General features: G+C 61.4%; 21 protein-coding genes. 4 read left to right on the top strand and 17 right to left on the bottom strand.

Features of this window, described 5'->3' with window-relative positions; genetic code table 11:
* Positions 1-101 precede the first annotated feature (101 nt).
* From ACZ9BB_RS11345 to ACZ9BB_RS11295, 11 genes are all read right to left on the bottom strand, one after another.
* Positions 102-698: a glutathione S-transferase gene (locus ACZ9BB_RS11345; protein WP_476213861.1), complete on the bottom strand. Its 597-nt coding sequence runs from the start codon at positions 696-698 to the stop codon at positions 102-104.
* Entirely contained in the window at positions 695-4336 is a 3642-nt protein-coding gene (locus tag ACZ9BB_RS11340; protein WP_476213860.1) for an AAA family ATPase, read from the bottom strand. Before ACZ9BB_RS11340 ends, ACZ9BB_RS11345 begins: the two co-directional genes overlap by 4 nt.
* Positions 4333-5577: an exonuclease SbcCD subunit D C-terminal domain-containing protein gene (locus ACZ9BB_RS11335; protein WP_476213859.1), complete on the bottom strand. Its 1245-nt coding sequence runs from the start codon at positions 5575-5577 to the stop codon at positions 4333-4335. The genes ACZ9BB_RS11340 and ACZ9BB_RS11335 overlap by 4 nt, the downstream gene beginning before the upstream one ends.
* A 261-nt stretch (positions 5578-5838) precedes the next feature.
* Positions 5839-7491 carry a BatD family protein gene (locus tag ACZ9BB_RS11330; protein WP_476213858.1) on the bottom strand — a complete coding sequence of 551 codons (1653 nt, stop codon included), beginning with the start codon at positions 7489-7491 and terminating at the stop codon, positions 5839-5841.
* Complete coding sequence (locus ACZ9BB_RS11325; RefSeq protein WP_476213857.1) at positions 7488-9221, bottom strand: tetratricopeptide repeat protein; 1734 nt, start codon at positions 9219-9221, stop codon at positions 7488-7490. The genes ACZ9BB_RS11330 and ACZ9BB_RS11325 overlap by 4 nt, the downstream gene beginning before the upstream one ends.
* The gene (locus ACZ9BB_RS11320; RefSeq protein WP_476213856.1) at positions 9218-10312 is read right to left on the bottom strand and encodes a vWA domain-containing protein; all 1095 of its coding nucleotides are present in this window, start codon (positions 10310-10312) and stop codon (positions 9218-9220) included. Before ACZ9BB_RS11320 ends, ACZ9BB_RS11325 begins: the two co-directional genes overlap by 4 nt.
* Positions 10305-10799, bottom strand: a complete 495-nt coding sequence (locus tag ACZ9BB_RS11315; RefSeq protein WP_476213855.1) for a DUF4381 domain-containing protein — start codon at positions 10797-10799, stop codon at positions 10305-10307. Before ACZ9BB_RS11315 ends, ACZ9BB_RS11320 begins: the two co-directional genes overlap by 8 nt.
* On the bottom strand, positions 10796-11740 hold the full coding sequence (locus ACZ9BB_RS11310) for a DUF58 domain-containing protein (RefSeq protein WP_476213854.1): 945 nt from the start codon (positions 11738-11740) through the stop codon (positions 10796-10798). The genes ACZ9BB_RS11315 and ACZ9BB_RS11310 overlap by 4 nt, the downstream gene beginning before the upstream one ends.
* 5 nt (positions 11741-11745) lie before the next feature.
* Positions 11746-12705: an AAA family ATPase gene (locus tag ACZ9BB_RS11305; protein WP_007941298.1), complete on the bottom strand. Its 960-nt coding sequence runs from the start codon at positions 12703-12705 to the stop codon at positions 11746-11748.
* Positions 12706-12990: 285 nt separating this feature from the next.
* Positions 12991-13344, bottom strand: coding sequence for a hypothetical protein (locus tag ACZ9BB_RS11300; protein ID WP_476213853.1), 354 nt, complete (start codon positions 13342-13344; stop codon positions 12991-12993).
* Positions 13335-13886, bottom strand: a complete 552-nt coding sequence (locus ACZ9BB_RS11295) for a hypothetical protein (RefSeq protein WP_476213852.1) — start codon at positions 13884-13886, stop codon at positions 13335-13337. The genes ACZ9BB_RS11300 and ACZ9BB_RS11295 overlap by 10 nt, the downstream gene beginning before the upstream one ends.
* On the opposite strand from ACZ9BB_RS11295, the gene ACZ9BB_RS11290 reads away from it, so the two are divergent.
* Entirely contained in the window at positions 13861-18768 is a 4908-nt protein-coding gene (locus ACZ9BB_RS11290) for an NAD-glutamate dehydrogenase (protein WP_476213851.1), read from the top strand. The genes ACZ9BB_RS11295 and ACZ9BB_RS11290 overlap by 26 nt on opposite strands.
* Before the next feature lie 63 nt (positions 18769-18831).
* Here the strand turns inward: ACZ9BB_RS11290 and ACZ9BB_RS11285 are convergent, their stop codons facing one another.
* The 3 genes from ACZ9BB_RS11285 to pdxR form a co-directional block, all read right to left on the bottom strand.
* Positions 18832-19248 carry a cupin domain-containing protein gene (locus ACZ9BB_RS11285; protein ID WP_476213850.1) on the bottom strand — a complete coding sequence of 139 codons (417 nt, stop codon included), beginning with the start codon at positions 19246-19248 and terminating at the stop codon, positions 18832-18834.
* 303 nt (positions 19249-19551) lie between these two features.
* The gene (locus ACZ9BB_RS11280; protein WP_476213849.1) at positions 19552-19845 is read right to left on the bottom strand and encodes an antibiotic biosynthesis monooxygenase family protein; all 294 of its coding nucleotides are present in this window, start codon (positions 19843-19845) and stop codon (positions 19552-19554) included.
* 122 nt (positions 19846-19967) lie between these two features.
* A complete protein-coding gene (pdxR, locus tag ACZ9BB_RS11275) occupies positions 19968-21401 on the bottom strand; it encodes a MocR-like pyridoxine biosynthesis transcription factor PdxR (RefSeq protein ID WP_476213848.1) in 1434 nt (477 codons plus the stop codon).
* 205 nt (positions 21402-21606) lie between these two features.
* On the opposite strand from pdxR, the gene ACZ9BB_RS11270 reads away from it, so the two are divergent.
* The 3 genes from ACZ9BB_RS11270 (at position 21607) to ACZ9BB_RS11260 (ending at position 23727) form a co-directional block, all read left to right on the top strand.
* Positions 21607-22047, top strand: coding sequence for a carboxymuconolactone decarboxylase family protein (locus ACZ9BB_RS11270; RefSeq protein WP_476213847.1), 441 nt, complete (start codon positions 21607-21609; stop codon positions 22045-22047).
* 85 nt (positions 22048-22132) lie between these two features.
* Positions 22133-23116 (top strand): LysR family transcriptional regulator, encoded by a 984-nt coding sequence (locus tag ACZ9BB_RS11265; RefSeq protein ID WP_476213846.1) that lies wholly within the window; start codon positions 22133-22135, stop codon positions 23114-23116.
* Positions 23117-23217: 101 nt separating this feature from the next.
* Positions 23218-23727: a GNAT family N-acetyltransferase gene (locus ACZ9BB_RS11260; protein WP_476213845.1), complete on the top strand. Its 510-nt coding sequence runs from the start codon at positions 23218-23220 to the stop codon at positions 23725-23727.
* Between the two features lie 26 nt (positions 23728-23753).
* Here ACZ9BB_RS11260 and ACZ9BB_RS11255 read toward each other — a convergent pair whose 3' ends face one another.
* From ACZ9BB_RS11255 to ACZ9BB_RS11245, 3 genes are all read right to left on the bottom strand, one after another.
* Entirely contained in the window at positions 23754-24446 is a 693-nt protein-coding gene (locus ACZ9BB_RS11255; protein ID WP_476213844.1) for an aspartate/glutamate racemase family protein, read from the bottom strand.
* A 116-nt stretch (positions 24447-24562) separates the two neighbouring features.
* On the bottom strand, positions 24563-25033 hold the full coding sequence (locus ACZ9BB_RS11250; protein ID WP_476213843.1) for a DUF2599 domain-containing protein: 471 nt from the start codon (positions 25031-25033) through the stop codon (positions 24563-24565).
* Entirely contained in the window at positions 25030-25233 is a 204-nt protein-coding gene (locus ACZ9BB_RS11245; protein ID WP_476213842.1) for a hypothetical protein, read from the bottom strand. Before ACZ9BB_RS11245 ends, ACZ9BB_RS11250 begins: the two co-directional genes overlap by 4 nt.
* Between the last annotated feature and the right edge of the window lie 78 nt (positions 25234-25311).

The raw sequence follows: 25311 nt of genomic DNA, 5'->3' as shown, positions 1-25311 counted from the left end.
GTAAATCGGCTGATGAAGGCTGTCTGAAACAATGAGGTGACTGGTTTGGGGCTGCTGCGCAGCCCAGCGGGAGCAAGCTCCCTCGCCACAAGTGTGCGGTGCTATTTCTGCATCACACCAGTAAACAGCTCTGACTCCAGAAACCGCTGTAACCAGGCCTGCAAACGCACATAAGGCGTCTGCCCGAACCACTCGCGATCCACGTGGGCGAATTGCCGCACGAACGGCATCACGGCGACGTCCGCCAGGCTCGGATGCTCGCCTAGTAAGTAGTCGCCCCCCTTCAGTAATTCATCCAGCTTGCGCAAAAACACCTCGCCCTCCGAGCGGTAGAACGCCATCGGCTGCTCGGGGTAACGCTCGGCGTATTTGTAGCGATTCAGGTGCGCCTTGAACACTTGATCGTTGTCTTCGATCAGCGCGGCGCTGTGTCGCTGTGCTTGTGGATCATCCTTGAACAACCAGTCCTGCGGATCGTTCTGCGCCAGTGCCCAGCGCATGATGTCCAGGCTTTCATCGATCACCCGGCCGTCCACACTCAGCACCGGCACCGTGCCTTTGCTCGACAGTGCGAGCATTTCGGCGGGTTTGGCCTTGAGGCTGACCTCGACGATATTCACCGCAACGCCCGAATAGCGCAGGGCCATGCGTGCGCGCATGGCGTAGGGGCAGCGGCGGAACGAATACAGGGTGATCATTTCACCTCCAGCGTACTCAGGCCGTTGCCTTGGCGGCGGACCTGGATCTGCACCGGAATCCGTTCATGCATTTCCTGCACGTGGGAAATTACCGCCACCTTGCGCCCCTGCGCTTGCAGGCCGTCGAGGGCGTCCATGGCCAGTTGCAGGGATTCCGGATCGAGGCTGCCGAAGCCTTCGTCGATGAACAGCGATTCGATTTTCAGCGTACTCGAAGCCATCGACGCCAAACCGAGGGCCAGGGCCAGCGACACCAGGAACGTCTCGCCGCCGGACAGCGAATGCACCGAGCGCAGTTCATCGCCCATCTCGGTATCCATCACCAATAACCCAAGCATGCTGCCGCCACGTTTCAGGCGATAGCGTCGCACCAGTTGCCGCAACTGGACGTTGGCGTGATGCACCAGCAGGTCGAGGTTGTAAGCCTGGGCGATTTTGCGGAAGGTGTCGCCGGTGGCGGAACCGATCAATGCATTCAAACGTGCCCAGCGCTGGTACTCGGCGTAGGCGTCGGCAATCTGCTGCGCCAGCGCCTGATTGGCATTCTGTCGGCGCTGATCCTCGGCCTGTTCGGCGCGCAATTCAGCGCAGCGGTGTTCGCTGGCGGCGAACAGCTTTTGCAGATCGGTAAGCGCCGTGGCCAGTTGTTCGGCGTCGAGCTGGCCGTTGTGCTGCGCCTGATGATCGAGCAAGCGTTGATCGCGCTCCTGCAACCGCACCTTGGCTTGCTCGATGGCTTTTTCGCTCTGTTGCAATCGCTGACGCAGTTCGCTGACCTGCTGGTCGTCGACACTCAACAGCGCCTCCAGCCCACCGTCGTCCAGCTCCGGATGCTGCGCGCGCCAGTTGGCGATCTTGGCGCTCAGCTCGCGGTCTTCGATTTCCAGGGCTTGCGCACGGTCCTGTTGCGCCTTGAGTTCGGCGGCCAGTTGCACCAACCCCGTACGCACGCTTTGCAGTTGCTGATTGGCCGTCGCCTCGGCGTTGCGCGCCTGCTCGACAGCTTGATCCAGTTGTTGCTGCCACTGTTCGGCGCTGGCGTGTTCGCCCAACAGTTGCGTCAGTTTCTGCTGGCAAGCCTGTTGCTGCCCGGCCAGTGCCGTGAACTGCTGCTGCGCGGCGTCCAGCTGCTGGGCGCGGGTCTGCTGTTGGTACTGTTCTTTATCCAGCGTCTGCTGACGTTGTTGCTGTTCGCCGAGTTCATCGCGCTGCTGGTCGAGTTGTTGCAGGCGCTGGGCGATCTGCCGGTCAAGTTGCATGAACGTCGCGGCCGGTTCGTTGCGCAAGGCTTCAAGTGTGTCGGCCGGGAGCAGGGTGCTGAACGCGCTCAGTTCCTCGTTCAGGCGGTGGCGATCGCTGCTCAACTCACGCTGCTGGTTGATCAGGTGTTGTGTCGCCTGCTGGTTCGCCGCTTCGGCGCTGCGCAGTTGCTGCGCCAGGCGCGCGGCATCCTGTTGCAGGGTGAGCAGGGCAGCTTGCCGCTGTTCATCCTGGCTGATGCTCTGGTTCAACTGGCTGCTTTGTTGGGTCAGCCAGGTATCGCGCTTGCTTGCATCCTGGGCCAACAGTTGAGCGGACAACGGGTGCGCTTCCAGGCTTGGCGCCAGGCTTTGTTGCTGAGTCGCGAGCTGTTCTTGTTGTTGCAGCAATTCCTTTTGCTGAGCAATCAAGCCTCCGACCTCGGCGCGCAGGTCGGTGAGTTTTTCCTTGAGCAGGTCGACGGCTTTCTGGGCGTTGGCCTGTTCGCTTTCATCGTGCCGGCCGAGGCTTTGCAGCAAGGCTTCGGGCTGATGATAAGGATGGTCCTGGCTGCCACAAACCGGGCAGGGTTGATCGTCCTGCAACTGCGCGCGCAGTTCTTCGACGCTGGCACTGCGCGCCAGACGCTGGCGCTCCAGCAGTTCGCGGGTGACGCTCAGGGTCTGTTCGGCGACGCTCAGTTCAGCCTTGGTCTTCACCCCGTCCTGGGTCAGACGATCGCGGTCTTGCTGAGCGGCGAGTTGCCTTTGCTGTAGCTCGGCACCGCGTTTGTCCAGTTCTTGCTGGCTGGCCCACAGCCGCGTCAGCTCTTCAACGGCACGCAGTTGTTTGCGGTTGTCCTGCAGCAAGCTGCCGAGGATCTGAATCTGCTCGGCTACCGCTTCGGGTTCAGCGCCAGCTTCCTTGTACAGCACCTCAAGGCTCTGGCGCTGCGTGGTCAGTTCCTCAGCGGCGCGAGCGGCGCTTTGCTCCAGGGCGGCCAGCTCGGCCTGACCCTTGTTCAGGCGATTGCCGATCAACATCAGTTGCTGCAGGCGATCGCGGTAGGCGTTCCAGGCATCGCTCAACGGCGCCAGGTGAGAGCTTTGCTCAAGCTCGCCGGCAATCCGCTGCAACCGTTCGGCGACCTGTTTCTGTTGCTCGAGCAGGCCTTGAATCGTGCCCTGACCCTGAGTGCAGGCCTGTTCCGCCTGCTGCTTGAGGTCGGCACTGAGGCTGGCGTCCTTGACCAGGCGGGCGAGGGTGCTTTGCTCCTCAAAGGCCTGACGCAGCAGTGGCGCGCTGGAGGTGTGTTGGCTTTGTGCTTGGGCTAGCGCCATTTGGGCGGTGCTCAGGCTTTGTTCGAGTTGAATCTGTCGCTCGCCGAGCTCGGTTTGCTGTTTTGTCTGCTGCTGAATCTGCGCCGACAGCGGTGTGAGCTGGGCGGTCAGCTCGGTCTTGCGTGCGAACTGATGCCGTTGCGGAGCCAGTTGCTCCAGGCGAGTCAGCTTCAAGCGTTCGCCAGCCAGGCTCTCCCAGTGTTGCTGGGCCGATTGCAATTGCTCGGTGGCGCTCTGTTGCGCGTCCTGCCACTGGCGCAGGTCCTTGAGCCAGGTGTGTTGCAACTCCAGCTGTTTGAGCTGCGCTTGTTGGGTCTTGAGTTGTTGTTGCGCGTCGTTGAAGCGCTCGTCGAGTTCGGCTCGGGCTTCAGGCGACAGCGGCGTGACCCCGTTGGCCTGATCCTGTAGCAGCTTGTGGGCTTCGCGAGCTTCCTTGGTCTTGTCGAAAGCGCGGCGACCCAGGCGAGTGTAGAGCGCGGTGTCGGTGAGTTTTTCCAGCAGTTCGCTGCGGTCGTTGTCGTCTGCCTTGAGGAAGGCGCTGAATTCGCTCTGGGCCAGCAATACGGCGCGGGTGAATTGTTCGAAATTCAGGCCCAGTACGGACTCAATCCGGCTTTTGAATTCAAGTTTCTGACTGGCGAGCAATTGATCCTGATCGATGTCGCGAAGGCTCTGGCGACTGGCTTGCAACTTGCCGCCGGCCTTTTCCCGTGCGCGATTGGCTTCCCAACGTGCGCGATAACGGCGGCCATCGATGCCAACAAAATCCACTTCGGCAAAACCGTCACCGGTGCCGCGACGCAACAGCGTGCGCGGGTCGCCGGTACTTATTTCACCATCGGCGTCCGGCGTTTTGGCAGACGCTTGAGCGTTGTTCAGGCGCGGCACGGCGCCAAACAACGCCAGGCACAGCGCGTCGAGCAGCGTGCTTTTGCCAGCACCGGTCGGCCCGGTAATGGCGAACAGACCGGCACTGGCCAAGGGCTCGGCGGTGAAGTCGATTTCAAACGGCCCGGCCAGGGAAGCGAGGTTTTTCAGGCGGATCGCGAGGATCTTCATGGTTGCTCGCTCTCCATCTGCACGTCTTGCAACAGCTCGGCGAAGTCCTTCAGCGTTTGCTCGTCGACCTCGCTGCCGTAGTTGTCCTGCCAGGCGCGGCTGAACAGTTCCTGCGGCGTCAGCTGATCCAGTTCGATCAAGGTTGTGCCGTCATCGACGCTGTCGCGGCTGCCATTGCCGGCGTATTCGGCGGCAATCCGCACCAGCCGTACGGCTTTGCCTTGCAGCGCAGTTTCCACTTGATGGCGCAGGTCCGGTTGCGGTTCGTCGAGACGGACCCGCACTTCCAGCCACGGTTGGCGCTGGATATCGGCGAGCAGGTCGATGTTGGGCAGGTCGGCCAGTTGCAGCAGGATCTCCGCCAGCGGTATCGGGCCGAGACGTTGCAAGTGGACGGCACGCGGAATCAGGCGCGGTTCGACGCTGACCAATGTTTCGCCATCGAGCTGAATGTCTAGGATCTGATGTTGGTAATTGATTTCGGAGAACGACAGCGGAATCGGCGAGCCGCAGTAGCGAATGCGCTCTTCACCGTTGACCTTCTGCGGCTTGTGCAAATGCCCTAGGGCAACGTAACTGATGCTCGGCCCGAACAGGCTGGCGGGCAGGGCTTCGGCGTTGCCGATGATCAGGCTGCGCTCGGAATCTTCCGAAACCGAACCGCCGGCCATGTGCGCATGGCTGATGGCGATCAGCGCCTGGCCTGGCGTGCGCTTGGCGTTCGCGGCTTCGATCAGCCATTCGTGAACCTGGCCGATGCCACGCAAGTAGTTGTCGCCCAAATGCGCACCGGTCACTTCAGCGGGGCGCAGGAACGGCAGCGCCAGGCACCATGCGGCAATTTCGCCGCTGGCATCAGGCAACGGCAACAACAGGCGTTCGGCATCCAGTTGCCCGTCATCGAGCCACAGCACGCGCCCCAGCGCGTGAGTGCGCAGGCGTCGCATCAACGGCGCGGGCAGTTCGATCCGCGAGCCGGAATCGTGGTTGCCGGCGATCATCACGATGGTCAGCAACGGCTGCTGCTCGTGGGCGCTGACGATGAAATCGTAGAGGCGTTCCTGGGCTTTGACCGGCGGGTTGACCGTGTCGAAGATATCGCCAGCGATCAGCAGCACATCGGGCTGCTCCAGCTTCAGCTGACGCAGCAGCCAGTCGAGAAAACAGGCGTGCTCGAAATCGCGCTCCTGGCCGTGCAGGTTCTGCCCAAGGTGCCAGTCGGAGGTGTGGAACAGACGCAAGGCGTACTCCGCAACAAAATAAGGTGATGGCCGCGAGGAAAATGATGGCGGCTAAAGAGGGGAGAGTTTACTGGCAAACACGTTGGATGGCGCGGTGGATCTGATCGAACCAAAGACCTGTGGCGAGGGAGCTTGCTCCCGTTCGGCTGCGCAGCAGTCGCAAAATGGCTGATGCGTTATGTCAGACGAAACGAGTGATGTGGTTTTTGGGCCGCTTCGCAGCCCAGCGGGAGCAAGCTCCCTCGCCACAAGGCCCCGGGGTTATTTGGGATACAGCGGCGGCAACCCGGTGTCACCCACCAGATCTTGCCCTCCCTCAGCCGTCGGGATCGCCCGAATCGCCCGCCACAGCTCTTCGCCTTGCCAGTACTGGCCGGTTTCGCTGTAGAGCGCGCCGTTCAGGCCGTCGAGGGCATCGGACAACGGTACGAAGCGGGCGGCCATGTCGGCCAGGGTTTCCGGTTGTTGCCGGGCCCAAGCGTCGAGGGCCTGGCGGGTGGCATGGGAGTCATTGGCCTGACAGGCACGCTTGAGGTCATCAAGCAGAGTGCGCGGGCTCGGGCCGGTCTGCGCTGCACGCAGGATCGCCGGTTGCGAGCGGGCGCGCCACCAGAGGCCGAAGCCCAGCAGGGTGGTGCAGGCCAGAATCAAGCTGCTGAGTTTCCACCACCGCAGGGCTTCGTTGCTGGCGCCGGAGATTGCCTGCGGGCTGCCCGCCGGGGTATCGACGATCAGGCTCGGGTTGCTCGCCACTTGCAGTGTGCGGGCCGGCAGGCTGCTGTGTTCCAGGTGATCCTCGAAGGTGTTCCACCAGACCACTTCAACACTCGGCAAATCAATAGGGCCAGTGCGGGTCGGCACCAGGGCTTCACGGTCTTCGCGACTGCCGATCAAACCGCGCTCGCTGTTCTGGTTGCCCAGCACCGGTTGATCCGGGTAGCGCCGCAGACCGTTGATCTCGGTGGCGGGCAGCGGTGGCAGTTGCGAACTGGCGAGGCCTTCGGCGTTCAGGGTCAGGCTGCGGGTCAACGAGTCGCCGACCTGCGCATGATCAGGTTCCGGGCTCCAGCTTTCGCTCAGGCTCAGGCTGCGGGCCGGCAGCCAGGGAACGTCGGCTGGATAAGAATCGGGTTTGGCTTTGACCGTCAGCGGAATCTCGGCGGAGCTGACGTGCATCAGCTTGCCCGGTTTTGGCCCTTGTGGCGTTGCTTCCTGGGACGGTTGGGCGTCGACCAGCGTGGCACTGAACATCTGCGCCGGAATGGTCAATACGCCACTGAGCTGCGGGTAGATCGCGTAGCGCATCTCGATCACGCCATGGCGCAGGCCGTTGATGACTTTCTCGTAGGTGCGCGACTCGCCCAGTTGTTCGATGCGCGCATCGGGAATTTGCAACGGGGTCAGGCTGCTGTCGTCGTACAGCGACACCGAATGGTAAATGCGCAGCGTCAGGATTGCCTGAGCCTGCACATAGACGCTGTTCTGGTCGAGGCTGGCTTCGATGAACACCGGCGCCAGTGTGTTGCTACGGTCCAGGGTTTCGCTCTCGATCACTTGCACGGTAATCGGCTGGCTCTGGACGTCACCCAGTTGCAGCGATGGAATCACCACGCTGCCGTTTTGCCTGGGCAGCAGGGTGATGATCCAGCGGGTGGTCGCTTGGGTGTTGCCGTTGAGAGTGTTCAGTTGGTTGACCTGGCGGGTGCCGCGCACTTCGAACAGTGGTTCGAGTGGGGTCAGGTCAGGTTTGCCGAACTGGGTCACGTCGCTGGATTCCAGGGTCAGTTCGACCGTCTCGCCGGAATTCAGGCGACTGCGATCGACACTCGCGACCAAACCAACCGCCTGGGCCTGAACCGTGCAGAGCAACAGGGTGGGCAGCAGTGCGAGCAAGAAAGCGGTGAAGCGGGTCATCGAATTTTTCCCTGATCCTGATGTTGTTGCTGTTCGTACCAGAATTTGCGTCTGAGCAGTTCGCCGGGGTCATCCGGGATCGTGCGCAGCCATTGCTCCAGCGCCTGACGCTGTTCGCCTTCGATCATGTCGCTAGCCGGACGCCGCGGTGGCGTGGTGCTTTGTTCGTCGCCCAACTCGCTGCCCGGGACTTCATTGGCGCCCGGTTGCGGCGGTGTCGTGGGCGGCTGCTCGGCGTCCGGGTTGGTCTGGGCGTCGGTTTTCGGTTCGCCATTGCTCGGCTGGGTGGCGCTGCCGGGCGGCGGTTCTGACGCGATGGTTTCGGTTTCGTCCTCGGCGGTTTTGTCCGGCTCGACGGGTGGTGCTGCGTTTTTCTGCTTGAGCAGGCTTTCCACCAATGCCTTGTTGGTCAGGGCCGGGCGCAGATCTGGCTGGCGTTCCAGCGCTTGATCGTAAGCATCCAGTGCGGCTTCCAGCTCACCGCTTTTGGCCAGGGCGTTGCCACGATTGTAGTGGGCATGGGCGTCCTTGCCTTCGGCGAACCGCTGGGCGGCGCCACTGTAGTCTCCGGCCTCATAGAGCGCCACACCTTGCCACTGCGGATCTTCGAAATGCTCCACGGCCTCGGCCGGGCGTTTTTGATTGAGCAGGTGCAGGCCTTGCTGGTCGGGACGCAGCCACAAATCTTCGAAATCGAAGGCGTAGCTCGGTTGCGGCAGCAGGAACAGCAGCGGCAGGCAGAACAGCCAGCCACGGCGTCCGGCACAGGCGGCCAGCAATAACAGCGGCAACAGCAGCCAGTAGCCCTGATCGGCCCAGGTGTCGAGCCGCAACGTCTGGCCGTCGTTGCGCAGATCCCGTGGACCGTCGAGCAGGCCAAGGCCGCGCAGGTCGGCATCGTCCAGGCGCGCCTGGCGATAACGTCCACCCAAACCGTTGGCAAAGGCTTTCAGGCTGCTGCCGTCCAGGCGTGGCACCAGAATGGCGCCCTGGTCGTCCTTGAGGAAACTACCGTCGTCCTGCGCAACCGGCGCACCGACGGCGGTGCCGATACCGAGCATCAGAAAGTGCGTGGGCTTGTCGTCCAGCGCCTGACGAATCCCTTGGCGTTCCTGTTCCGTCAGCGACGAGCCGATCAACAGAATCCGCCCCTGGCCGAGGGCGCCCTGATCCAGCAGCGCAAGGGCCTTGGCCACCGCCAGATCGGCACGGTGACCCGCTTCGGGCATCAGCGACGGCTTGAGTGCATCCAGCAGGTTGCGGCTGGTCGACAGGTCATCCGATAGCGGTACCAACGTGTGAGCGCTGCCGGCGTAGACGACGATTGCGGTCTGCGCGTCGCTGCGGCTTTGCAGCAGATCGAACAGTTTGCGCCGTGCCTGCTCAAGCCTGTTCGGCGCGACGTCGGTGGCGAGCATTTCCGGGGTCAGTTCCAGCAACACCACCAACGGGTCGGCGGGTTTCTGACTGCTCTGTTCGACGCGTTCCCAGCTCGGCCCCAGCAGGGCCAGCACGCCCAGCACCCAGGCCAGGCCGAGGGCGACCCACGGCAGTTTGCTTTCGCGACCGCTGCCACCACTGAGCAACGCGGCATGGAAGGCTGGCGGCAGAATCATCTGCCAGCGACCGGCGCGTTTCTGCCGATGCCAGAGTTGCCAGAGCAACCAGCCCAGCAACGGCAACAACAGCAGCCACCAGGGGCGGAACCAGTACGGCCAGAGCGCACTCATCGGCGCCTCCGCAGACGCAGGCGTTTGAGTCGCTGGCGCCAGTCGGGCAGTTGCGTTTGCAGAAACCGCTCTCTGGTAAACAGCTCCCTGGTAAACAGCCGTTGCAACGGGTTATCCGGCCAGCGCACGCGGACAACCAGCAGCATGCTCAACAGCAGCGCGATCGCCAAAGGCCAGTGATACAACGCTTGGGCCGGGCGGGCCTGGGTGGGTTGCTGGGTCACTGGTTCCAGTTGGTCGAGCGTGTGCTTGATCGCCTGCAGTTCCTGGCCGTCGTGGGCGCGGAAGTACTGGCCGCCGGTGGCTTGGGCGATGGCTTTCAAGGCCGGTTCGTCGAGGTCCAGGCTCGGGTTGAGCCCCAGGAAGCCCAGGGTACCGCTTTGTTCCGGATCGGCGCCGATACCGATCGGGTAGATTTTCACCCCTTCGTTGGCTGCCAGCCGTGCGGCGGTCAACGGATCGATTTCGCCACCGTTGTTGGCGCCGTCGGTGACCAGAATCAGCACGCGGCTTTGTGCCGGGCGTTGACGCAGGCGTTTGAGGGCCAGGCCAATGGCGTCGCCGATGGCGGTGTTCTTGCCGGCAATACCGATCCGCGCTTCGTCGAGCCAGACGCGCACGGTGTGCCGGTCAAAGGTCAGCGGCGCTTGCAGATACGCCTGGCTGCCGAACAGGATCAGGCCGACCCGATCGCCGTCGCGACTTTCGAGAAAATCACCGAGCAGATGCTGCACCAGTGTCAGTCGACTGACGTCTTCGTCCTGCCACTGCATATCGGGGAAGTCCATCGAGCCGGACACGTCCACCGCCACCAGCAGGTCGCGGCCGCTGGCGGCAATCGGCAGGGGTTCGCCAAGCCATTGCGGACGCGCCGCGGCGATCAGCAACAACAGCCACAGCAAAATGAACGGTGCTTGCTGACGCCAGGCCGGCAGATTGGCCCGGGCGCGGCGGCGAGCGAGGCCTTCCAGGTCGCTGAGGAAGCTGACCTTGAGCGCCGGTTCGCCACTGTCGGCCACTGGCAGCAGCACCCGCATCAGCCAAGGCAGCGGCAGCAGTGCGAAGATCCACGGCCAGGCGAACTCAAACATGTTTGCGAATCCAGGTGTCGACGGCTTGAGTCAGGCCGGCGATGGCCTTGTCGTCGAGTTTGCATTCGGGTTTGTAGGCGCCTTCGACCAGCACCATCCAGCGCGTGAGGCCGGCGGCCGGGCAGCGGTTATCAAGGAACGCCAGCCATTTGCGCCCGTTAAGGGTGTGGCTCTGGCTATAGGGGTAATGGTTACGGCACAGGCGTTTGAGCAAACCGTTGAGTTGCTGCAGCCAGGCACCGGCCGGGGCGCCGTCGTAGGGTTTGGGCATCAGGGCGAGTTCGGCCAGGGCGGCGAGACGCACCGGGTCCAGTGGTTGTTCGGCGCGCACGACAGGGCGTTTGTTCGCAATGAAATGCCGCAACTGCCATACGCCGAAACCGATCAGCGGCAGCAACAACAGCAGCAGCCACCAACCCGGCGCCGGCGGCCAGAAGCCGATCGGCGGCGGGGAAATCAGCGGTTGCAGTTGATCGAGGCTGCTCATCGACCTTTCCCCGGACGTTGTGGGTTCAGGTATTCGCGTAGTTGCTCGACCATCTCGCTCTGGGTACTCAAAGGCATCAGCAACACCCGCAGCTTCTGCGCCAGCAGTTCCCAGCGGGCGATGCGCGCTTCCGCTTGGGCGCGATAGGCCTGGCGCAAGTCGAAATTCAATGTGTCGAGCTCCAATTGCGCACCGCGTTCGGCAAAGCGCAGCAAACCGGCGGCGGGCAGGGCGTGATCCAGCGGGTCGGACACCGGCAGCAGCAACAGGTCGCAATGGCGTGACAACAGGCTCAGTTGCTGTTCGGCACTGTCGGACAAGGCGCGTTCGTCGCAGATCACGATCACCAGGCTGCCGGGGCGCAATACTTCCCGGGCGCGGCGCAGGGCAATGCCGAAGGCGTCGCGGTCCGGCTCGCGTTCGGTGTGCAGCGACTGATTGACCCGCACCAGTCGGTTGAGCAATTGCAGCAAGCTCTGTTTACTGCGTCGCGGCTTGATTTCGTAGTGTTCGTTGTCGCCGAACACCAGTCCGCCGACCCGGTCGTTATGGCCCAGCGCGGCCCAGCCAATCAGGCTCGCCGCTTGGGCGGCAAGCACCGATTTGAACATCATCCCGGAGCCGAAGAACAGCCGGCAGCTCTGTTCGACCATGATGAAAATCGGTCGCTCGCGTTCTTCATGGAACAGCTTGGTGTGGGGCTCCTGGGTCCGGGCGGTGACGCGCCAGTCGATGCTTCGCACGTCATCACCGGCCTGATAAACCCGCACCTGATCGAAATCCACCCCGCGCCCGCGCAGTTTGGAGTGGTGCAGGCCGATCAGCGGGCTGCGCTGGCTCGGCGTTGAAAACAGCTGCACTTCACGCACGCGATGGCGCATCTTGATCAGCTCGGAAAGGCTGACCCGGATGCCCGGCTCGGGCGGCAGGAGGGCGTTCATAGGGGTCAAGCGACAGCTACGACGTCGAGAATCCGCTGGACCACCCGGTCCTGGTCGATGCCAGCGGCTTCGGCTTCAAAGGAAAGAATGATGCGGTGGCGCAACACATCGAACAGCACTGCCTGAATGTCTTCCGGGCTGACGAAGTCGCGACCGGCCAGCCAGGCATGGGCCCGGGCGCAACGGTCCAAAGCGATAGAACCGCGCGGACTGGCACCGTAGGCGATCCATTCGGCCATTTCCGGGTCGAATTTGGCCGGGATGCGCGTGGCCATGACCAATTGCACCAGGTATTCCTCCACGGCGTCGGCCATGTACAAACCGAGGATTTCCTTGCGCGCGGCGAAGATGGCCTGCTGGCTGACCCGGCGTTCGGGCTTGGTTTCGCCATGCAACGCTTCGCCGCGGGCCTGTTGCAAAATCCGCCGTTCGACGGTGGCGTCAGGGAAGCCGATTTTCACGTGCATCAGGAACCGGTCGAGCTGGGCTTCGGGCAGCGGGTAGGTGCCTTCCTGCTCGATGGGGTTTTGCGTGGCCATGACCAGAAACAGCGGCGACAGCTCGTACGTGCTGCGCCCGACACTGACCTGGCGTTCGCCCATGGCTTCGAGCAAGGCCGACTGGACCTTGGCCGGGGCACGGTTGATTTCGTCCGCCAGCACCAGGTTGTGGAAGATCGGGCCTTGCTGGAACACGAAGCTGCCGGTTTCCGGGCGATAGATTTCCGTGCCGGTGATGTCGGCCGGCAGCAGGTCGGGGGTGAACTGGATGCGATGGAACTGTGCTTCGATGCCTTCGGCGAGCTCTTTGATGGCCTTGGTCTTGGCCAGCCCTGGAGCGCCCTCGACCAGCATGTGGCCGTCGGCGAGCAAGGCGATGAGCAAGCGCTCGATGAGTTTTTCCTGGCCGAGAATCTGCGTTGAAAGAAAGGTTCGCAGCGCGAGCAGCGCTTCACGATGTTCCATCGATGACTGTTCCTGGAAAGGGTGACCGAAGACGTTCGAATAACGCCAGGGCTGGGGGCGTTACTTTAATCCATCGCGGGGGGCGGCGACCAACGGCATTTGTGCAAAGTGCGGGAATTGATGGGCAAAATTGTTGGAATTTTGTAGGGGGTGGGTATTGCGGTGTTCTTTTGGACGCCTTCGCGGGCAAGCCTCGCTCCTACAGGTACCTAGGCGCCGCGATATTGTGTCCGACGCAAAACCAAGGAGCGAGGCTTGCCCGCGATGAGGCCCGCCCGTCTACCATCAGAGCTGGCTGATATAAGTACCAATCCCCTTGAGAATGTTCTGCAAGGTCTCTTCCACCTCAGTCAGATCGCCAGCATCGGTACTGTGCAGGATTTCCAGCGAATCATTGCCACCCAGCACATCGGCGTCCGCGGCGGCGATTTCGATCAGCAGGTGGTCAGGGCTGAGCGTGACTTTCACGCCATTGAGGGCCGAAGGCTTGTCATGGAAGATGATCTCCAGCTCATCCTCGTCCGGAAAACGGCTCATCAGGAACATTTCGCCGTCGGCGCTGGTGCAGCAGAGCATGGCCAAGTTGTCTTCTTCTTCGTCGCACGGGTTGACGATCAAGAGGTCGGTTGTCATTTGCATGGGGAAAATCCTGGCTCGGCGAGCGTGGTGAACGCAATAAACGACGATTCTGCCAGCCCGCGGGAATTTCTGCTCGGCTGAGTGTCAGAGGATGTGTCGTGAACACTCCCTGCATTGCTGGTCACTTCTGGCACGCAGGTGCCGTAAAACCGGGCATAAAGCGCCCGTTTTTCTACTCGACTGCTAATGTTGTTCGAGGCGCCTGCCGCGCGCTGCGTACCGTTGACCGAATATGTCGCAGCGCTGCAAGCATGGCCCTTGCCGCAGTCGTTAAGCTGCGCAACGGATGAGCACCCGTAAAGGCATTGCTGATGGCCTCGATAGTCGCGCCCGGCAGTCGTTTTTGCAGATGCCCATTCAATGGAAGGTGAATGTGACCTGAGTGTCTCGTCCAGCTTCATCCACCTGTCATCCTGTTTCCTCTGCCCGAGAATCAGGAACAGGGTGACGGATTGCCCCGAAAGGGGTTTGCACGCGACGCTTCCATCAATAACAAGCCCAAGCGGAGTACCACAGATGGCGTTCTTCACCGCAGCCAGCAAAGCCGACTTCCAGCACCAACTGCAAGCGGCACTGGCGCAGCACATCAGTGAACAGGCACTGCCACAAGTGGCGCTGTTCGCCGAACAATTCTTCGGCATTATTTCCCTCGACGAGCTGACCCAGCGTCGGCTGTCCGACCTCGCCGGCTGCACCCTTTCTGCGTGGCGCCTGCTTGAGCGCTTCGATCACGCGCAGCCGCAAGTGCGCGTCTATAACCCCGATTACGAACGCCACGGCTGGCAGTCGACCCACACCGCGGTCGAAGTGCTGCACCACGATCTGCCGTTCCTGGTGGACTCGGTGCGTACCGAGCTGAACCGTCGCGGCTACAGCATTCATACCCTGCAGACCACTGTGCTGAGCGTGCGTCGCGGCAGCAAGGGCGAACTGCTGGAAATCCTGCCGAAGGGCACCCAGGGCGAGGGCATTCTGCAAGAATCGCTGATGTACCTGGAAATCGACCGCTGTGCCAACACGGCCGAACTCAATGTCCTGACCAAAGAGCTGGAGCAGGTTCTCGGTGAAGTCCGCGTCGCGGTCGCCGATTTCGAACCGATGAAAGCCAAGGTCCAGGAACTGATCGAAGGCATCGACAACAGCCAGTTCATCATCGACGCCGACGAAAAATCCGAAATCAAGAGCTTCCTGGAATGGCTGGTGGGCAACCATTTCACCTTCCTGGGCTACGAAGAATTCGTGGTGGGCGAGGATCAGAACGGCGGTCACATCGAATATGACCAGAATTCCTTCCTCGGCCTGACCAAACTGCTGCGCGCCGGCCTGACCGTCGACGATCTGCGCATCGAAGACTACGCCGTGAATTACCTGCGCGAATCGACGCCGCTGTCGTTCGCCAAGGCGGCACACCCAAGCCGTGTGCATCGTCCGGCATACCCGGATTACGTGTCGATCCGCCAGATCGATGCTAATGGCAAGGTCATCAAGGAATGCCGTTTCATGGGCCTGTACACCTCGTCGGTGTACGGCGAAAGCGTGCGGGTCATTCCTTACATCCGTCGCAAGGTCGAGATCATCGAGCAGCGTTCGGGCTTCCAGGCCAAGGCTCACTTGGGCAAGGAACTGGCCCAGGTACTCGAAGTACTGCCTCGCGATGACTTGTTCCAGACGCCGGTGGACGAGCTGTTCACTACCGTGATGTCGATCGTGCAGATCCAGGAACGCAACAAGATCCGCGTGTTCCTGCGCAAAGACCCGTACGGCCGTTTCTGCTACTGCCTGGCCTACGTGCCGCGCGATATCTACTCCACCGAAGTGCGCCAGAAGATCCAGCAAGTGCTGATGGATCGCCTGAAAGCCAGCGACTGCGAGTTCTGGACCTTCTTCTCCGAGTCCGTGCTGGCCCGCGTGCAACTGATTCTGCGCGTCGATCCGAAGAACCGTCTGGACATCGACCCGGTTCTGCTGGAAAAAGAAGTGGTGCAGGCCTGCCGCAGCTGGCAGGACGACTACGCGAGCCTGGTGGTCGAGAGCTTCGGCGAAGCCCAGGGCACCAACGTGCTGGCCGACTTCCCGAAAGGCTTCCCGGCTGGTTACCGCGAGCGTTTCGCGGCGCATTCGGCCGTGGTCGACATGCAGCACCTGCTGAGCCTGAACGAAAAAAATCCGCTGGTGATGAGCTTCTATCAGCCGCTGGGCCAGGTATCCGGTCAGCGCGAGCTGCATTGCAAGCTGTACCACGCCGATACCCCGCTGGCATTGTCCGACGTACTGCCGATCCTGGAAAACCTCGGCCTGCGCGTGCTGGGTGAGTTCCCGTATCGCCTGCGTCACAACAGCGGCCGCGAATTCTGGATTCACGATTTCGCGTTCACCGCCGCTGAAGGCCTGGAACTCGACATCCAGCAACTCAACGACACCTTGCAGGACGCTTTCGTCCACATCGTGCGTGGCGATGCCGAGAACGATGCGTTCAACCGTCTGGTGCTGACCGCCGGCCTGCCATGGCGTGATGTCGCGCTGCTGCGTGCCTACGCTCGTTACATGAAGCAGATCCGTCTGGGCTTCGACCTGGGCTATATCGCCAGCACCCTGAACAACCACACCGACATCGCTCGTGAGCTGACCCGGTTGTTCAAAACCCGTTTCTACCTGGCGCGCAAGCTCGGCAGCGACGACCTGGAAGACAAGCAGCAACGCCTGGAACACGCGATTCTCAGCGCACTGGACGACGTCCAGGTGTTGAACGAAGACCGCATCCTGCGTCGTTACCTGGACCTGATCAAAGCGACCCTGCGGACCAACTTCTACCAGACCGATGCCCACGGTCAGAACAAGTCCTACTTCAGCTTCAAGTTCAACCCGCACCTGATTCCAGAGCTGCCGAAGCCGGTACCGAAGTTCGAAATCTTCGTTTACTCGCCTCGCGTCGAAGGCGTACACCTGCGCTTCGGCAACGTTGCTCGTGGTGGTCTGCGCTGGTCCGACCGTGAAGAAGACTTCCGTACCGAAGTCCTGGGCCTGGTAAAAGCCCAGCAAGTGAAGAACTCGGTCATCGTGCCAGTGGGCGCCAAGGGCGGTTTCCTGCCGCGTCGCCTGCCACTGGGCGGCAGCCGTGACGAGATCGCGGCCGAGGGCATCGCCTGCTACCGCATCTTCATCTCGGGCCTGTTGGATATCACCGACAACCTGAAAGACGGCGCGCTGGTACCGCCGGCCAATGTCGTGCGTCATGACGACGATGACCCGTACCTGGTCGTTGCGGCGGACAAGGGCACTGCGACCTTCTCCGACATCGCCAACGGCATCGCCATCGACTACGGCTTCTGGCTCGGCGACGCCTTTGCGTCCGGCGGCTCGGCCGGTTATGACCACAAGAAAATGGGCATCACCGCCAAGGGCGCGTGGGTTGGCGTTCAACGCCACTTCCGCGAGCGCGGCATCAATGTCCAGGAAGACAGCATCACCGTGGTGGGCGTCGGCGACATGGCCGGTGACGTGTTCGGTAACGGCTTGTTGATGTCCGACAAGCTGCAACTGGTCGCGGCATTCAACCACCTGCACATCTTCATCGACCCGAACCCGGAGCCTGCCAGCAGCTTCGCCGAGCGTCAGCGCCTGTTCGACCTGCCACGTTCGGCCTGGTCGGATTACGACACCAGCATCATGTCCGAAGGCGGCGGGATTTTCTCGCGTAGCGCGAAGAGCATTGCCATCTCCGAGCAGATGAAAGAGCGCTTCGACATTAAGGCCGACAAGCTGACCCCGACGGAACTGCTCAATGCCTTGCTCAAGGCACCGGTGGACCTGTTGTGGAACGGCGGTATCGGTACGTACGTCAAAGCCAGCACCGAAAGCCACGCCGATGTCGGCGACAAGGCCAACGATGCACTGCGCGTGAACGGTAACGAACTGCGCTGCAAAGTAGTGGGTGAGGGCGGTAACCTGGGCATGACCCAACTGGGGCGCGTCGAATTCGGCATCAATGGCGGCGGTTCCAACACCGACTTCATCGACAACGCCGGTGGCGTGGACTGCTCCGACCACGAAGTAAACATCAAGATCCTGCTCAACGAAGTTGTGCATGCAGGCGACATGACCGACAAGCAACGTAACCAGTTGCTGGCGAGCATGACCGACGAAGTCGGCAACCTGGTGCTCGGCAACAACTACAAGCAGACTCAGGCCCTGTCCCTGGCGGCTCGCCGTGCCTACGCGCGGATTGCCGAATACAAACGCCTGATGAACGATCTGGAAGGCCGCGGCAAACTGGATCGCGCCATCGAGTTCCTGCCGACCGAAGATCAACTCGCAGAACGCGTTGCGGCGGGCCACGGCCTGACCCGTGCAGAACTGTCGGTGCTGATCTCCTACAGCAAGATCGACCTCAAGGAAGCGCTGCTCAACTCCCTGGTGCCGGACGACGACTACCTGACCCGCGACATGGAAACCGCTTTCCCGCCGACGCTGGTGAGCAAGTTCTCCGATGCCATGCGCCGTCACCGTCTGAAGCGCGAAATCGTCAGCACCCAGATCGCCAACGATCTGGTGAACCACATGGGCATCACCTTCGTTCAACGGCTCAAAGAGTCGACCGGCATGAGCCCGGCGAACGTGGCGGGTGCTTATGTGATCGTGCGTGACATCTTCCATCTCCCGCACTGGTTCCGTCAGATCGAAGCCCTGGACTACCAGGTTTCGGCCGACGTACAACTGGAGCTGATGGATGAGCTGATGCGTCTGGGCCGTCGCGCTACGCGCTGGTTCCTGCGTGCTCGCCGCAACGAGCAGAACGCTGCCCGTGACGTCGCGCATTTCGGTCCGCACCTGAAGGAGTTGGGCCTCAAGCTTGACGAACTGCTCAGTGGTGAGATTCGCGAAACCTGGCAGGCCCGCTATCAAGCGTACGTCGAAGCCGGTGTGCCGGAGTTGCTGGCACGCATGGTGGCAGGCACCACGCACCTGTACACCCTGCTGCCGATCATCGAGGCTTCCGACGTGACCGGCCAGGATCCGGCGGACGTGGCCAAGGCCTACTTCGCTGTCGGCAGTGCGTTGGACATCACCTGGTACCTGCAACAGATCAGTGCCCTGCCGGTTGAAAACAACTGGCAGGCCCTGGCCCGTGAAGCGTTCCGCGATGACGTCGACTGGCAACAACGTGCGATCACCATCTCGGTCCTGCAACAGGGCGACGGCACCCAGGACGTGGAAACACGCCTGGAGCTGTGGATGGAGCAGAACGAAGGCATGATCGAACGCTGGCGCGCCATGCTGGTGGAAATCCGTGCCGCCAGCGGCACGGACTACGCCATGTACGCGGTGGCCAACCGTGAATTGCTGGATGTGGCGTTGAGCGGTCAAGCGGTGTTGCCTGCCGCTGTCACTAGCAGTGCGGACGCCGAGCTGGAGCCGGCTGCCTGATAAGCGCTGAATGAAGAAAGCCCCGTCTCGAGAGAGGCGGGGCTTTTTTTTTATGTACGGCGATCAGTTTTCCAAAGGGATCAACACCTTTTCATCCGGAGCCAACACCATGAACACAAGCAGCTTGGCGGGTTGGGTGGCGCTGGCATTTTTCGAGACCAGATGTTCCGACCCGGCCGGTTCGTACCAGAATTCGCCGGCCTTGTAGGTGATCGCTTTTTCACCTTTGACTTGAGAAATGATCTCTCCCGAAAGCACGTAGGCCATGGCCGTGCCCTGGTGTTTATGGGCGATGGACGATTGGCCGGGTTTGTAATCGACTTCGATCATCAAGGCCTTTTTGCCGGGTGCGTTTTTCAGCATCTGGTCCTGCAGGATGGTGACTTTTTCTGAAGGGGCGGTTTCGTGGGCGAATACCGGGGCTGAAATACTCAGTGTCAGGGCGGTGAGAGGGATGGCAAAAAAACGAAGCGCATTCATGGTTGATTACCTGAGGTGGTGAGTCGACAGGGACCACAGTAAGCCGCGCTATGGCGCAATCAAACGGCCAATTTTCAGGAAGGTGAGGGGGCCAATCACAACGTGCGCAGGGCTATAGAATGATGAACTGTGGCGAGGGAGCTTGCTCCCGCTGGGCTGCGAAGCGGCCCAAAAAACGCGCAGGACCAGGCAGGCAGCGTTCGCCTGATTTGCGTCTGCTGCGCAGACGAGCGGGAGCAAGCTCCCTCGCCACAGGTGTTTTGTCAGACGACTGAGCTGCTACATAGGGCTGGGGTTATTGTTTTAGACGATTGGAAAACTGTTGAAGTCGACGGCGTTGGCCAGTCGGCTGTCGATCAGGCCGATAAAGCCTTGCACTTCGGGGCAGTTGAAATGCGCGTGCATGGCCGCTTCCGATTGCCAGCGGGCGCTGACTGTCCAGCGGGTGTCGTCCTCGGGGCAGCGGTCGACCATATAGGAGTCGCAGCCCGGAAGTTCGCGCAGGGTGTCGACAATCTTTTGCAGTTGCTGACCCAGTTCATCCGAGCGGCCGGCTGCGGCCTGCACCTTTACGATGTTGATCACTTCGCTGGACATTGCTCACACTCCTGAATCAGGCCGGACGAATCCTGCTCATTGAGGGATAACGCCATTCAGGATAGGCCTGCACCCATGGACCGCCAATAGCCAATCGCCGGATAAAACCGCAGACCAATCCGTCAGCCGACCTGCTGCAAAATGTCGCGCAAACGGTCCAGGGCGATGTCGATATCCAGGGTTTCGATCGCCCCGAACCCCAGAAAAAGCCCGGCCCGCGGCGCTTGCTGGTAAAAAAAGCTGTCCAGGGCATAGAGCCCCACTTCGACTTTTTTCGCGAGTTCGATCACCAATGGAATATCGACCGGCACTTTGCACAGCACCGCCATGTGGAACCCGGCCGTGGTCGGGACCGCCTCGAACCACGGCGAAAGGTCGCCCGCCATGCGCGCCAGGATCCGCTCGCGGCGCCCGGCATAAATCGTATGGCAGCGCCGGATGTGCTTGAGCAGGCAGCCCTCGGCGATGAATTTGGCCAGCGCCCATTGGGGCAGGGTCGAGGTGTGCAGGTCGGTGAGCTGCTTGGCGCGGATCACCGCTTCGAGAATCGCCGGCGGCAGAATTGTGTAGCCGAGCCGCAACTCCGGCAGCAGGGTCTTCGAGAAAGTGCCGACATAGGCGACGATGCCGCGCTGATCCAGGCTTTGCAGAGAGTCGGTGGGCCGGCCTTCGTAGCGAAACTCGCTGTCGTAATCGTCTTCGATGATGATCGCCCCCAGCTCATAGGCCCTTGCGAGCAGGGCTTCCCGGCGGGCCTGGCTTAGGGGCATGCCCAAGGGAAACTGGTGGGACGGAGTGACGTAAATCAGCCGGGTGCCATCGGAAATGTGCTCGACCTGAATGCCTTGCGCATCCACCGGCACGCCGACTACTGTCGCGCCATGGGTGCCGAACAACAGGCGTGCCGGCGGGTAACCGGGGTCTTCCATGGCCACCAGGCTGCCCGGCTCGGTCAACACCCGGGCAATCAGATCCAGCGCCTGCTGCGCGCCGTTGCACACCACCACGTCTTCGTCCTGGCAATTGACCCCGCGCGAAAACGCGATGTGCCGCGCAATTGCATTGCGCAGCGCCGGCAGGCCTTCGGGCAGGCTGTAGAAACCTTTGGAACTGGCGATCTGGCGCAGGGCGTGGGACGTACAGCGGCGCCAGTCGTCCTGTGGAAACAGGCCCTTGCTGGTGGCACCACCGATGAACTCGTAACGCAGCGAGCCTTCCAGCGTGGGATGGCGCAGGAATGTCGGCAACGAGCGCCAGCGCTCGATCACATCAAAACTCGCCAGCTCCGAATGGCTCTGCTTGCGGACGCTTTTCGCCGCCCGGGCATTGACGTAAGTGCCTTTGCCGATCACCCCGGTGAGGAAGTTCTCGTAGGTCAGTTGCGCATACGTGTCGGAAATGGTCTTGCGCGAGATCCCCAGTTGTTCGGCCAGCAAGCGGCTGGGTGGCAGTTGCGCCCCGGCTGCCAGGCGACCGGATTCGATGGCGTCGCGCAGTTGCCGGTACAACTGGCCTGCCAGGTCCTTGCGGCCGTTGATGACAACATGAAGTTCCATACCGGCGGGGCTCCTTGGGCGTTTGAGACGACTGTGCGTCGCGCCAGATTACCCGCATGAACGGCTGCGCAGAAGTTGCGTGGGCGAAAAAGCGCCGATTGGCCTTCTGCCGGGCGGTCCATGGCTTTTTCGCCGAATTGGCTCTGTAACCCTCGCGCATCAGCGCCTACCGTGGAAGCATTGATCAGAGCCATGAGGCACCGCCATGAACGCCCGTCTGGATTACTACAGCGCATCGCCCAAAGCGATGAAAGCCATGATCGCCATGGAGGCCTTGACCAGCAACCTGAGCATCGAACCGGCGCTGCTGAACCTGATCAAAATCCGCGCCTCGCAGCTCAACGGCTGCGCCTTCTGCACCGACATGCACTCGGTGGACGCGCGCCGTTTCGGCGAAACCGATCGCCGGCTGTATGCGATCGTGGTCTGGCGCGACAGCGACTTCTTCAACCCTCGGGAGCGGGCCGCCCTGGCCTGGACCGAAGCGGTGACCCTGCTCTCGCAAAGTCATGTGCCGGACGACGTTTACGCCCTGGCCCGGGAGCAGTTCAGCGAAGGCGAACTGGTCGACCTGACGATGGCCGTCAGCACCATCAACAGCTGGAATCGCCTGGCGGTGAGCTTTCGGCAAACGCCTGGAGGTTGATCGGTTTTTTGCCCGGTTGTCACATCAGGTTCATGAACGGCCAGCAGGATGAAACGCTCAAGGACAGATCGACAAGGAGTCATCAATGTCACTCATGGAACCCACTGGTCGTCAGGGTGTGGCCGAGTACCGTTGGCCCGTAGAGCAAAGCGAATCCTTACACACACTGACCGGAATCGATCCGGTGCTGGTGCAGTCTTTCCGGGTCAGCGCCCGTTGCGGCTGTTTCATGCAAGCGGCCCGCAGCCTCAACATCAAATCGACCCTATTGCGTAAACAACTGGCACAACTTGAAGCGCAACTGCGGTGTTCGCTGTTCAGCCACTCGGGCAATGGCTTTGCTCTCAGTCGTGACGGTTTGCAGTTCCAGGCGCAACTGATTGCCTTGGCCGATGACCGCAAGTTGCCGGTGATCGAACAGCCGTTGATACGGCTGGCCGTGGCCGAATCCATCCTGCACGACATCCTCGGCCGCGACTTGGTGTCGCTGCTGCGACGCAACGCCAGTGTGCGCCTGGACATCATCTCCCTGGACAGCGAACTGGCCCTGCGGGCGATCAGTGCCGATGTGGTGGTGTGGCTGGCCGCTGCCGATTCGCCGCTGCCAGGCCCCAGTTTTGCCATCAGTGAGCTCCAGCGCCTGGCGCGGCTGGACTATCTGCCGCACATCGCCAAACGTTATTCGCGGGTCGCGGCCCGGCCGGACAGCCTGGGTGACCTGGCCGATTTCATGCTGGTGCAGTGGCAGCACGATCGCCAGGTCGGCGCCTTCGGGCCGTGGAACAGTCTGGTGGAGGAGCGCCTGGCGGGGGTGGTGCAACTGCATTCTTATGAGCTGATGCTGGAGATGATCCGCTGCAGCGCCTGCATCGGTTTGCTGCCGCACTACATGAGTCAATTCGACCGCGGGCTGGTGGCGTTGCCTGGGCTCTTCAAGCAACCGATGCAGCGTCAGGTGTGGATGGCGGTCAATGCCGAGTCCGGGGATGAGACCGAGGTGCAGCGCATCGTCGAACTGATCCACAACACTTTCAATGAGCGGCGGGAGTGGTTCGAGCTGATCGACTGACCCCCTCGCCACAGGTGTATACACCTTCAATTGTTATCGCCACGCAAAGGGCGTGCGGTTTAGAGTGATCGGCCACACATCGATCAAGGACGAACACCGCCATGCCCGACCACGACCCCGCCATTCACCTCGAACGCTTCAACGAATCCCACATCGAGGGCATCACCGCGCTCTACAACGACCCGGCCGTGGCCCGGCAGGTGCTGCAAATGCCGTTTCAGTCCACCGAGGTCTGGCGCCAACGGCTGATGGCGGACAACGAGCGGGCGGTGAAACTGGTGGCGCTGCACCAGGGATCGGTCATCGGCAACATTGGCCTTGAGCAGTTTTCGCGAATCCGCCGCAGCCACGCCGGCAGCTTCGGCATGGGTGTCGCCGTGGCTTGGCAGGGCAAGGGCGTCGGTTCGAAACTGCTGGCAGCAGCGCTCGACGTCGCCGACAACTGGATGAACCTGCAGCGGGTCGAACTCTCGGTGTACGCCAACAACGAAGCGGCCATCGGCCTGTACCAGAAATTCGGCTTTGAAACCGAAGGTCTGTTTCGCGATTACGCCGTGCGTGACGGCCGGCTGGTCGATACCCTGAGCATGGCGCGCCTGCGTCGCCGGTAACTCAAAAAAAATCCTGTAGGAGCGAGTCAGTCACCCAACGCGAACGCCACCGCCGCCTGCGCATGCAGTTCGGTGGTGTCGAGCAAGGGCAGGGCGCTGTGTTCGGGTTTGATCAGCAGGCCGATTTCGGTGCAGCCAAGGATGATCGCCTGGGCGCCGCGTTCGGTCAGCGACCCGATCACCCGTTGATACACCCTGCGTGAAGCCTCGCTGATCACCCCGACACACAACTCGTCATAGATGATCCGGTGCACGGCCTGACGCTCCTCGGCCTCCGGCACCAGTACCGTCAGGCCCTTGGCCGTCAGACGGGCCTTGATAAAGTCTTGCTCCATGGTGAACGCAGTCCCCAGCAAACCCACCCGCAGAGCGCCGGCGTCCAGTGCCGCCTGAGCGGCCGGGTCGGCAATGTGCAGGAACGGAATATCGATCGCTGCCTGAATCTGCCCGGCCACTTTGTGCATGGTGTTGGTACACAGCACCACGCACTCGGCGCCACCCGCCTGCAGACGCTGGGCCGCATCCACCAGAATCACCGCCGCATCGTCCCACCGCCCGGTATGCTGGGCCTGTTCGACCGGGCCGAAGTCGACGCTGTACATCAACAGTTTTGCCGAGCGCAACGGCCCGAGGCGATCACGTACCTGTTGGTTGATGAGACGGTAATACTCGGCGCTGGACTCCCAGCTCATGCCGCCGATAAGGCCGATAGTGCGCATTGGATTTCCTCAGGCTATGGCCTGGGTCGATGGGCCAAGCCTGAAGGGAGTTTCCATTTGTTCGATGGCGGGTACCAGCGATAAATGAACTGTAATGCTCATGTTTCGGTGAAGTGTCATGGTGCTTTTTGAGGCAAGGGGACGACATGATTGCAGCCGGCCGCAAACGTTTGTGCATACCCCACATCTGGCCGCCACGGTTCCAGGTTCCACTGCGGTTTGTCCCTCGCAATCGCCAGATGACAAATCAGTTGGTGGCGCAGGCCATGGGTATTTTGCCAGTAGCTGCTATTGGAATAGTCACGGGACAGTTCGTCCCAAAGGAAGGGTGTCCCTTCCGGTTGTGTCCGCCGCGCACACGGTGTGGGCGTGATGGAAAACGACCACTGATAGTCCCGATACACCCATTGCGCACTTTCGACATATTTCACACAACGCTCCACGGTAAGGATGTAGTTGTCAGGGGTTTCTGTTGCTGTTTGCGCATAAAGGGGCGAGTTGATACTCAGCATCAAACCGACCCCCGTTAGCGAATGAAAGAGAATGCGCGGAGCATTGCCGAGCGTGCGCCACAGTAGGGTGTTCATTGAGCCACCCCCTGATCTGCGGCGACATAGGTGAAAGTGGCTAATTTTCGGTTGTAAAGCGTGTTCAGTTGAGTGGCGACGGCGGGGCCATTCAGGGGCTGGACATTATTGATCGTCCCTACTTCACTCGATGGTTTTATATCGACCTGAGTGCAACCCACCATTAGTGCGATTAACAGAGCACCGATTATTTTGTGCATGACAAATCCCTCGTCTATATAAACGCCAAACAGTTATGGGTGATCGGGTTACGCAGTGGTGTCGCCAAAGGTGAGCCC

The organism is Pseudomonas sp. TE3552 (genome assembly GCF_056278945.1).
This window is presented reverse-complemented; position numbering and strand designations above follow the sequence as displayed.

What these genes read in the sequence shown, in the direction of transcription:
- ACZ9BB_RS11315 (WP_476213855.1), bottom strand. Translation starts at nt 10,799, where the DNA reads ATGAGCAGCCTCGATCAACTGCAACCGCTGATTTCCCCGCCGCCGATC.
- ACZ9BB_RS11280 (WP_476213849.1), bottom strand. Translation starts at nt 19,845, where the DNA reads ATGTCCAGCGAAGTGATCAACATCGTAAAGGTGCAGGCCGCAGCCGGC.
- ACZ9BB_RS11270 (WP_476213847.1), top strand. Translation starts at nt 21,607, where the DNA reads ATGAACGCCCGTCTGGATTACTACAGCGCATCGCCCAAAGCGATGAAA.
- ACZ9BB_RS11265 (WP_476213846.1), top strand. Translation starts at nt 22,133, where the DNA reads ATGTCACTCATGGAACCCACTGGTCGTCAGGGTGTGGCCGAGTACCGT.
- ACZ9BB_RS11310 (WP_476213854.1), bottom strand. Translation starts at nt 11,740, where the DNA reads ATGAACGCCCTCCTGCCGCCCGAGCCGGGCATCCGGGTCAGCCTTTCC.
- ACZ9BB_RS11285 (WP_476213850.1), bottom strand. Translation starts at nt 19,248, where the DNA reads ATGAATGCGCTTCGTTTTTTTGCCATCCCTCTCACCGCCCTGACACTG.
- ACZ9BB_RS11305 (WP_007941298.1), bottom strand. Translation starts at nt 12,705, where the DNA reads ATGGAACATCGTGAAGCGCTGCTCGCGCTGCGAACCTTTCTTTCAACG.
- ACZ9BB_RS11345 (WP_476213861.1), bottom strand. Translation starts at nt 698, where the DNA reads ATGATCACCCTGTATTCGTTCCGCCGCTGCCCCTACGCCATGCGCGCA.
- ACZ9BB_RS11300 (WP_476213853.1), bottom strand. Translation starts at nt 13,344, where the DNA reads ATGCAAATGACAACCGACCTCTTGATCGTCAACCCGTGCGACGAAGAA.
- ACZ9BB_RS11250 (WP_476213843.1), bottom strand. Translation starts at nt 25,033, where the DNA reads ATGAACACCCTACTGTGGCGCACGCTCGGCAATGCTCCGCGCATTCTC.
- ACZ9BB_RS11260 (WP_476213845.1), top strand. Translation starts at nt 23,218, where the DNA reads ATGCCCGACCACGACCCCGCCATTCACCTCGAACGCTTCAACGAATCC.
- ACZ9BB_RS11245 (WP_476213842.1), bottom strand. Translation starts at nt 25,233, where the DNA reads ATGCACAAAATAATCGGTGCTCTGTTAATCGCACTAATGGTGGGTTGC.
- ACZ9BB_RS11340 (WP_476213860.1), bottom strand. Translation starts at nt 4,336, where the DNA reads ATGAAGATCCTCGCGATCCGCCTGAAAAACCTCGCTTCCCTGGCCGGG.
- ACZ9BB_RS11320 (WP_476213856.1), bottom strand. Translation starts at nt 10,312, where the DNA reads ATGTTTGAGTTCGCCTGGCCGTGGATCTTCGCACTGCTGCCGCTGCCT.
- ACZ9BB_RS11330 (WP_476213858.1), bottom strand. Translation starts at nt 7,491, where the DNA reads ATGACCCGCTTCACCGCTTTCTTGCTCGCACTGCTGCCCACCCTGTTG.
- pdxR (WP_476213848.1), bottom strand. Translation starts at nt 21,401, where the DNA reads ATGGAACTTCATGTTGTCATCAACGGCCGCAAGGACCTGGCAGGCCAG.
- ACZ9BB_RS11255 (WP_476213844.1), bottom strand. Translation starts at nt 24,446, where the DNA reads ATGCGCACTATCGGCCTTATCGGCGGCATGAGCTGGGAGTCCAGCGCC.
- ACZ9BB_RS11290 (WP_476213851.1), top strand. Translation starts at nt 13,861, where the DNA reads ATGGCGTTCTTCACCGCAGCCAGCAAAGCCGACTTCCAGCACCAACTG.
- ACZ9BB_RS11325 (WP_476213857.1), bottom strand. Translation starts at nt 9,221, where the DNA reads ATGAGTGCGCTCTGGCCGTACTGGTTCCGCCCCTGGTGGCTGCTGTTG.